Origin of the sequence: Daejeonella sp. (genome assembly GCF_049655485.1) — a bacterium.
Taxonomy (GTDB): Bacteria; Bacteroidota; Bacteroidia; order Sphingobacteriales; family Sphingobacteriaceae; genus Daejeonella.
On record NZ_JBASJU010000269.1, the window covers coordinates 1 to 6441 of the forward strand.

A 6441-nucleotide genomic window follows, 5' to 3' on the forward strand; every position below is an offset into this window, starting at 1 on the left:
TCTGAGGCTTGTTTTGCTTTTTGTCCATCGTTGACCTAAGTTTTTTGTCAACCTATGTCAGGACAAGTCAAACTGCCTACCGCTTCTTCACTTAACCTGTATCCGTTTCCCTTCCGAATGCGTCGTAAACTCCGGTGCATACATGCTCTGAAGTGAAGTAATACCGTTGGAGAAATTACCGGAGTGACTTACTCTTAAAGGGTATTCAAAAACATATACCCCTTTACGCAGGTAGGAAATGAAGAAGTTAGTGGAAGCATCTTTCGTGCTCTCGGGTTTTGATAATAGGAGTGAATTTAGGGGGAAATTCCATAAAAACTGGAAAAAGAGCAAGGAACAAGGAGCAAAGAACAAGGATGATTGCTCGTTAGTTTTGGAAGGGGTATCACTATTAAAAAGATTTTAAATGACAGGCCGACCCAAGTCTTTGTTCTTTGCTCCTTGTTCCTTGCTCCTTTCTTCTTCCCAGATAATGACATTCCCCTAACCCACCCCACCAATTATTTCCCTAATTTCGCGCCTTCATGAACTCCAAAGAAAAAATCGTTCTCCTCCTTCTTGCGGCACTGAATTTCACGCACATACTGGATTTCATGATCATGATGCCATTGGGTAATTACCTGATGCCTTATTTTAATATATCGCCGAAGCAATTTTCGATGCTGGTGGCTTCATATACTTTCAGTGCGGGTATTGCCGGATTTCTTGCTGCTTTCTTCGTAGATAATTTCGACCGGAAACGGGTTCTCTTATTTGGATACATCGGATTCTTGTTGGGGACTTTATGCTGCGCTTTGGCTCCCACTTTTACCTTTTTACTGCTGGCAAGAATTGTAGCGGGGATTTTCGGCGGACTTATTGGCGCACAGGTACTTGCCATCGTAGCCGACCTTATTCCATATGAACGCCGCGGTATGGCAATGGGGATAATCATGGCCGCTTTTTCTGTTGCTTCTGTATTCGGAGTTCCTTTTGGATTGTATATGGCAAATATTTTTAACTGGCATGGTCCTTTCTTTTTCGTTGCCGGGTTTGGAACGCTATTAGTGCCTTTCCTGATGCGCTACCTTCCCAAAATGGATTCGCATATGAAGAGTAAAGAAAACCGTATCAATCCTTTGGTGCTGATTAAAGAAGTTGGGCGGGATCCCAATCAATTGCTGGCCCTGGGATTTACCGCATGTCTGATGCTCGGGCATTTTATGATCATCCCATTTCTGAACCCCTATATGGAATTTAACATGGGCTTCAGCAAGTTTCAAACTCCCATGCTTTATATGGCCGGCGGGCTTGCAACTTTGATTACCTCGCCCTTAATCGGCCGGCTTGCCGACAAAGTAGGAAAGCATAAGGTATACGTAATTATGGCCATTCTATCTATTTTCCCAATTGCCATTTTAACCAACCTTCCGGTGATGCCATTTTATATGGTACTTTGTATTGCGGGATTCTGGTTTGTCGTTTCTTCCGGCCGAACCATTCCGGCGCAGGCTATGGTCAGCAATGTGGTCCCTCCAGAGCGCCGCGGCAGCTTCATGAGCTTCAACTCCTCTGTTCAGCAGATATTCGTAGGACTAGCCTCTGTAATCTCGGGGCTGATTGTCGTGAAGAACCCTGACAACAGTATACAGAACTACGAAATCACCGGCTATCTGGGTATTTTTATTACGCTGTTGACGCTGGTGTTTGTCTTTAAGTTGGATACGAGGTTAAAAAAAAGAATTACGAATTACGAATTACGACGTTAATACTTAGTTCCCAAATTCAAACAGTAATGTTGGGTAAAAGGCGAACTAATCATGACTACGAGTGTAACAATAACCAAGCATATGGGAGCATTTTAATAGTTTGTACCCATAATTATCAATAAAGTTTCCTTTCAAAAAAACCGCTTCTGAGATAATTGCGTTTATATAACACATCTAAAACGCCAGTGTATGAAAGAAGTAGCAGTAAAACAAGCCAGAACGATTGCGGGAAATATTCGTAAACTTAGAGAATACAAGGATTATACTCAGGATTATCTTGCCGCGAAGTTAAATATTTCTCAGAATGCCTATAGCAAAATTGAACTGGGCTACAGCAGGATTACCCTTGAACGTTTATTTGTAATATCTTCTGTTTTAGAAGTGGAGCCTGCGCATTTGATTTCGATGGAGACTGAGGAGTTAATTGGACTTGTGAGCTTTAACTAAGGAAGCTATTTTTCCTGTTCGCTGAATATAAATTTCTAACCTTAATTGCATACTTCGTATGCATATTTAACACAGAGGGCACTGAGGAAAATCACGAAGAACAAAGAGGCAAATGTGCTGTACTCTATTCTTCTCCGTGTGTTTTCTATGTGCACTCCGTGGTAAAACGACGCTATTCAATCTATCTCTTATTGTATAACATAAAGTTCTTTTAAATTCACCGGAAAGGCTTTAGCCGGGCGGGCGGAAATAACACCAGAGGTTTATTTGTTAATTCCTGCTCTTCGCAAACTGTTTAATCTTAGTTACGATTAAATCAAGCCCGAAGGGCTTAACAATATAATCTTTTACACCAGACGCTTTAACATCTGTTATCAGCTTCTCAGAAGATATAGCGGAAACAACAATTATAGGGGTAGTTTTATTCAGCAGATTATTACGGATTTCAGTTATGACCTTCCATCCGCTAATGCGGGAGAACATGGGGTCTAATAATATCACGTCATATTGATTATTTCTAATTAGTGATAAAGTCATAGCTACATCGGTCACGAAGTCAACTAAATAATTTTCTCTAATTAACCTGGCCTCTAACATTCTGTTTACCGTGGACTCGTCATCTGCAATTAACACTTTCATATTGGGGATCTTATCATAGTTATTTTCATCCTATGACAAAACTCTTTTCTATGTGACAGTATAATTGCAATTAAGGTGCCTTAGAATTAAAAGAATTGGAAATTCTTGATGTTAATTTGACAATTTCCTTTACTAGACACTGAACATTAGGTAGATAGATAGTGGAAATATTAAATTATCAAGAAAATAATATTCGTATAAAGATTAATATTTTTTAAAAGTGACTAGTTTACAGGAATCGGGACTAGTAAGAAGAAATTAGTGATTTGGGTTAGGTTAGCCGCATAAGGGGGCAGGTTTGTTAGTTACCATTTGCCGGTTAACAGGCTGGATGCAGAGCGGGCCGGTAAATCAAGTAACTGCCGGTCCGTAGGAGTGAATATCATCCAAACAGTCCGGCAGGCTAAAGTCTTGATACTTGGTTCCTGGTTCTTCCCTAAACTTTCTTCGGCGGCAAGTCAAACGCGACAGCTTCGTGCTCAAAATGTCCATTATGTGCGCCATCGCAGAAAGGCTTATTCTTTGACAGTCCGCAGCGGCATATAGAAAGAACAGTTCTTCCCTGAAGACCATAGGCGTTTCCATTTCTATCCACGATTTCGAAATCGCCCTCGATTTTCACTGAACCGTTGTTGTTGATTGTTAGTTTTGTTTTTGACATGGGGAGTTGTAAGTTGTAAGTAGTAAGTTGTAAGTTATAATTTGTAAGTAATAGGTAATAAGTTGTAAGTAAATAGTTCTTTTGGTTAGTAGTTAGTGATTAGTGGTTTGGCTGACGTACCGCGTGAAAATACCCGTAGCCAATTCTCCACTCTCCACTCTCAATTATTTAATCCTTTGCTCTTCAGCATCGGCTTAATATCCGGATCATGCCCGCGGAAATCGCGGTACATTTTACCAAGTTCGATGGTGTTCCCACGGGAAAGGACCATATCGCGGAAACGCTGTCCGTTGGCACGGGTAAGTCCACCGTTTTCTACGAACCAGGAATAGGCATCATCTGAAAGCATTTCGGTCCATGAATAGGCATAATAACCCGCAGAATACCCACTGTTCCAAATATGGTTGAAGTAAGTAGACCGATAACGGGGAGGTACCTGCGAAAGATTCAATCCGGTTCTAATAAGCGCTTCCGATTCAAATTTATTCACGTCCTGTAAAGGGAGCCCTGGTTTCAGGCTATGCCATTGCAGGTCCAGGTTATGAGCAGCCAATACTTCAGTAAAGGCATATCCCTGATTGAAAGCTGCAGCTTTTCTGATCTTATCCAGCATTGCCTGTGGCATAGGCTCACCTGTTTTATAATGCACTGCGTAATTTTTTATCACCTTAGGGTCCATAGCCCAATTTTCATTTACCTGGGAAGGGAATTCAACGAAATCGCGGGCTGTGGCTGTACCTGAAAGGCTAGGATAATACTGATCAGCAAAGAGGCCGTGTAAAGCATGACCAAACTCGTGGAACATGGTCCGCATGTCGGAATAAGAAATTAATTCCGGCTGGCCGGGAGCAGGTTTGGTGAAATTACACACATTGTATATGACAGGTTTGGTACCGAATAGTTTCGACTGACCAACCATATTGCTCATCCATGCGCCGCCCCGCTTGTTATCACGTTTATAAAAATCGGCATAGAAAAGTGCCATGTGCGTTCCATCCTTATCATATACATCAAAAACCCGGACGTCTTCCTGATAAACCGGCAGATCTTTACGCTCCTTGAATGAAATTCCATAAAGCAGGTTTGCTGCATAAAACACACCCTTCTGAAGCACATTATCAATTTCCAGGTAAGGTTTAATTTCATTTTCATCCAGGTCGTACTTCTCTTTCCTAAGCTGTTCAGCATAGAAATTCCAATCCCACGCCGCTAGCTGAAACCCACCATTCTGCTGATCAACTAACTTCTGCAGCTCGGCAGCTTCCTCTTTCGCTTTAGCAGTAGCTGCAGGTACCAGCTGTGCGAGGAACTTTTCTACTGTTTCCGGGTTCTTAGCCATTTGGTTCTGAAGTTTCCATGCCGCAAAGCTGGGAAAGCCGATCATGCTCGCTTTTTCTGCACGGATCTGTGCGAGGCGCGCGACGATAGGACGGTTATCATTCTCGTCGTTTTTCTCGGTGCGGTTCCATGAAGCTTCAAATAGCTTCTGGCGAGTCGCACGGTTTTTCAAGGAAACCAGGTCAGGCTGTTGCGTGGTATTCTGCAAGGCCAGCAGGTATTTGCCATCATGGCCAGCAGCTTTTGCATTACGCGCTGCCAGTTCGATAGCATCATCAGACAAGCCCGCAAGTTCTTCTTTGGTGTCAACAATCAGCGCCGCGGCCTTAGATCCTGCGAGCAACTGGCGACCGAACTTAGTACGTAATGTAGCCTCTTCCTGATTAAGTTTCTTCAATTTCTCTTTGTCGCTTTCCGATAGCTTCGCGCCAGCGGTAAGAAAATTCTTATAGTAATATTCGACAAGGCGCGCCGATTCCGTATTAAGTTTCAATTTCGCCCTTTGGTTATATATCGCTTCTACCCTTTTGAAAAGTTTTGTGTTCAGGTAAATCGCATCGTTATTTGCAGATAGCTTTGGTGCCATTTCCTGCTCCACCTGCTGCAGTTCGGGATTGGTAAATGCCCCTGTTAGAACGTTAAGCACCGCTCCAACGCGGTTAAGCAGTCTACCGCTTTTCTCCATCTCCACCAGGGTGTTCTGGAAAGTTGGTGCTGCCGGATTATTTGCAATCTTTTGGATTTCCGCCATTTGCTGCCTGATTCCCTCTTCCATAGCAGGCTTGAAATCGGTGTTTTTTATCTTATCAAAAGCAGGAGCGTGGAAAGGCAGAGTGCTTGGTGCGTAAAAGGGGTTCGACTTATCCAGCCCCGCTACCGTCTGAGCGCTGAGGCCATCCGCATAAGAAATCGCCAGCATAGTTAATAGTATACAGGTTAAATGTTTCATAGGGGGTTATAATTGGTGGTGTAAGTTAAGGAAAATGTGTGTTATTATAGGAGTAAAGAGCAAAGAGCAAGGACTGTACCTGGGTGGTTGTTTGGTAGGTTCTTTCATTGAAGACTAATGCTGCTTTGTATGTAGGACTGGTAACGCACAGGGGTAACAGTGATTTTAGTATGTGTCAAAAAGCAGGGCAGGCTCGATCCTTATTCTTTGCTCTTTGTTCCTTGCTCCTATTACCTCTTTAACTCCCTGAAACCTTTTCACTTACCATACGTAAGCAGGGGTCTAAAACCAACGAGAAATGACTTACCACTACAACATCATGCAGTATCGTTCCAGCAAGGATGCGCGTTTATTGACAGACAGGTTAGTTCTAACCATATTGTTTCTGTGTATTTCAGCATTTATATTAAATAATCCAAGCGAATATAAACCCACCTATGCGCTTCCTGCCCTGGCTTTAATCACGGGAGTGGCCATGTATATGAGAGGCCGCCGCATGGTATCCTTTCTCGAAATTACGGACGGGACTTTAAGTTATCTGGACACCGAAAAAGGAGAGATGATCACTATTCCGGTGAATGATATTACCTTTATCAGCACACGTTTTTGTCGTTTAAACGTACACACATCAGACGGAATCCATGCTTTAAACCTTGACT

Annotated in this window: 7 protein-coding genes; 3 read left to right on the plus strand and 4 right to left on the minus strand. The window is 42.7% G+C overall.

Annotated elements, in window-relative coordinates:
• Positions 1-87 precede the first annotated feature (87 nt).
• A complete protein-coding gene (locus WBJ10_RS11445) occupies positions 88-354 on the minus strand; it encodes a hypothetical protein (RefSeq protein WP_424290399.1) in 267 nt (88 codons plus the stop codon).
• Positions 355-524: 170 nt separating this feature from the next.
• On the opposite strand from WBJ10_RS11445, the gene WBJ10_RS11450 reads away from it, so the two are divergent.
• Positions 525-1748 carry an MFS transporter gene (locus WBJ10_RS11450; RefSeq protein ID WP_424290401.1) on the plus strand — a complete coding sequence of 408 codons (1224 nt, stop codon included), beginning with the start codon at positions 525-527 and terminating at the stop codon, positions 1746-1748.
• A gap of 189 nt (positions 1749-1937) precedes the next feature.
• Positions 1938-2195: a helix-turn-helix domain-containing protein gene (locus WBJ10_RS11455; RefSeq protein WP_424290403.1), complete on the plus strand. Its 258-nt coding sequence runs from the start codon at positions 1938-1940 to the stop codon at positions 2193-2195.
• Positions 2196-2465: 270 nt separating this feature from the next.
• On the opposite strand, the gene WBJ10_RS11460 is transcribed toward WBJ10_RS11455, so the two are convergent.
• The 3 genes from WBJ10_RS11460 to dcp form a co-directional block, all read right to left on the minus strand.
• The gene (locus WBJ10_RS11460) at positions 2466-2834 is read right to left on the minus strand and encodes a response regulator (protein ID WP_424290405.1); all 369 of its coding nucleotides are present in this window, start codon (positions 2832-2834) and stop codon (positions 2466-2468) included.
• A gap of 436 nt (positions 2835-3270) precedes the next feature.
• A complete protein-coding gene (locus tag WBJ10_RS11465; RefSeq protein WP_060875030.1) occupies positions 3271-3495 on the minus strand; it encodes a CDGSH iron-sulfur domain-containing protein in 225 nt (74 codons plus the stop codon).
• A gap of 160 nt (positions 3496-3655) precedes the next feature.
• A complete protein-coding gene (dcp, locus tag WBJ10_RS11470; RefSeq protein ID WP_424290408.1) occupies positions 3656-5782 on the minus strand; it encodes a peptidyl-dipeptidase Dcp in 2127 nt (708 codons plus the stop codon).
• A gap of 298 nt (positions 5783-6080) precedes the next feature.
• On the opposite strand from dcp, the gene WBJ10_RS11475 reads away from it, so the two are divergent.
• Positions 6081-6441, plus strand: a 361-nt coding sequence (locus WBJ10_RS11475) for a hypothetical protein (RefSeq protein WP_424290410.1), incomplete at its 3' end; no start/stop codon positions are given.